Source organism: Mesorhizobium sp. M7A.F.Ca.US.014.04.1.1, from assembly GCF_003998745.1.
GTDB classification, from domain to species: domain Bacteria; phylum Pseudomonadota; class Alphaproteobacteria; order Rhizobiales; family Rhizobiaceae; genus Mesorhizobium; species Mesorhizobium ciceri.
Genome location: NZ_RZRW01000856.1, coordinates 1 through 1,774 on the forward strand (window position 1 = coordinate 1; position 1,774 = coordinate 1,774).

General features: G+C 63.5%; 1 protein-coding gene and 1 pseudogene. One reads left to right on the forward strand and one right to left on the reverse strand.

From position 1 onward, the window contains the following. Positions 1–353 (reverse strand): annotated as a pseudogene (locus EOA22_RS32360) (hypothetical protein); the annotation flags it as partial. Positions 354–488: 135 nt separating this feature from the next. Here EOA22_RS32360 and EOA22_RS32365 point away from each other — a divergent pair. After that, on the forward strand, positions 489–1,774 hold a 1,286-nt coding region (locus EOA22_RS32365; RefSeq protein WP_164756134.1), incomplete at its 3' end, for a sugar ABC transporter ATP-binding protein.

Genomic DNA, 1,774 nt, shown 5'->3' on the forward strand with positions numbered 1-1,774 from the left:
CGACCGCTGGCCGCTGCCCTTGAAGCTCTCCTTCTTCTAATATCCCGCGCCGACCAGGCAAGAGGCGCGCGCGCCTCTTGCCTGGTCAGCGCGTGATATTCGAAGAAGGAGCGCTTCAACGGCAGCGGCCAGCTGTCGCCGACCAGGCGGACATAGGGCAGGGCCTGCTTGACCACGGCCGCACCGCTGGCGCCCTCGACGATGAACACCAGGTTGAGATTGCCGTCGCCGACCTCGCGGACCTTCCAGGCGCCGGTGTCCTTGCCGATCTTCGCGCACAGCGCCTCGTTGCCGCCAAGGCGTGCAGCCAGGGTTTCGACCGATAGGGCTTCGAACGGCAATTCTTCAGTCATCGTTATCCTCCCGCATATGCGCTTCCAACATAACGGAGGCGTGGCGGCCGGGCCAAGCTAGGAAGCGATCTGGCAATTGTCAATCGTGTTGACAATTGCCGATACAGCCCATAGCGTCATGTCAGGGAGGAACGCATGGTCGGCAATGCCGTGTTCCGCGTAGAGGGACTGAGGAAATCCTTTGGCCATAACGAGGTGCTTGGCGGCGTCTCGCTGGAACTGCATGCCGGTGAAGTGACCGTGCTGATGGGCGCCAACGGCGCCGGCAAATCCACCCTCGTCAAGATCATCTCTGGTGTCTACGAACGCGGCGGCGGGACGATGGCGCTCGCCGACCAGGATTTCGCGCCGAAAACCCCGGCCGAGGCGATCCGCGCCGGCGTCGTCACCGTGCATCAGAACATCAACGACGGTGTCGTCGCCGATCTCGACGTCGCCACCAACCTGACGCTGGACCGGCTGAGCGGCAGCGGTGCGCCGACCCTGTTCAATCCAATGCGCGTGCGGCGAGAGGCCAAGACGGTTGCCGACCGCATGGGGCTGGCCATCGATTTGAAGGCGCGGGTGAGTGATCTTTCGCTGGCCGATCGTCAGATGGTGGCGATTGCCCGCGCGCTGGCGCACAAGCCGAAAGTGCTGATCCTCGACGAGCCGACCTCATCGCTCTCCAGCGCCGAGGCTGATCGGCTGTTTGCCCTGATCGACAGGCTGCGCGAGCAAGGCGTGGCCATCCTCTACATCTCGCACCGTATGTCGGACATAAGGCGGCTGGCCGACCGCATCGTATCCATGCGGGACGGGATCATCTCAGGCATTTTCGACAAGAAACCGCTCGACTATGAAGGCGCGGTCAACGCCATGCTCGGCCGCAAGATCCATCTCGACCGGATTGTTGTCAGGGATTCGGCCAATGCCGTCTTCAAGATAGACGGTCTGCGCATCGCACAAGGCGCACGGCCGATCTCGCTGACGCTCGGCGACGGTGAGGTCGTTGCCATCACCGGCCTCGTCGGCGTCGGCAAGACGGCGCTTGCCGAGACGCTGTTTGGCGTGCGCCAGCCGCTGGCCGGCACAATGACGCTGAACGGCAGGCCTTATGCGCCTGAAACAGCCGGCGAGGCGATCGCCGCCGGCGTGTTCCTCGTTGCCAAGGACCGCGGCGAGAACGGCATCGTCGGCGGCTTCAACATCCAGGAAAATATCAGCCTGCCGTTTCACAAGCGCATGTCACGTTTCGCTGTTCTCAAGCGCCGTCTGGAACGCGCCACGGCGCGCCGGCAGATCGAGGAGCTGGGCATCGTCTGCCGCTCCGAGAAGGACGAGATGTCGGAGCTCTCCGGCGGCAACCAGCAGAAGGTGATGGGCGCCCGCTGGAGGGCCCAGAATGGGAGATTTTTCATTCGGGACGAGCCGTTTCAGGG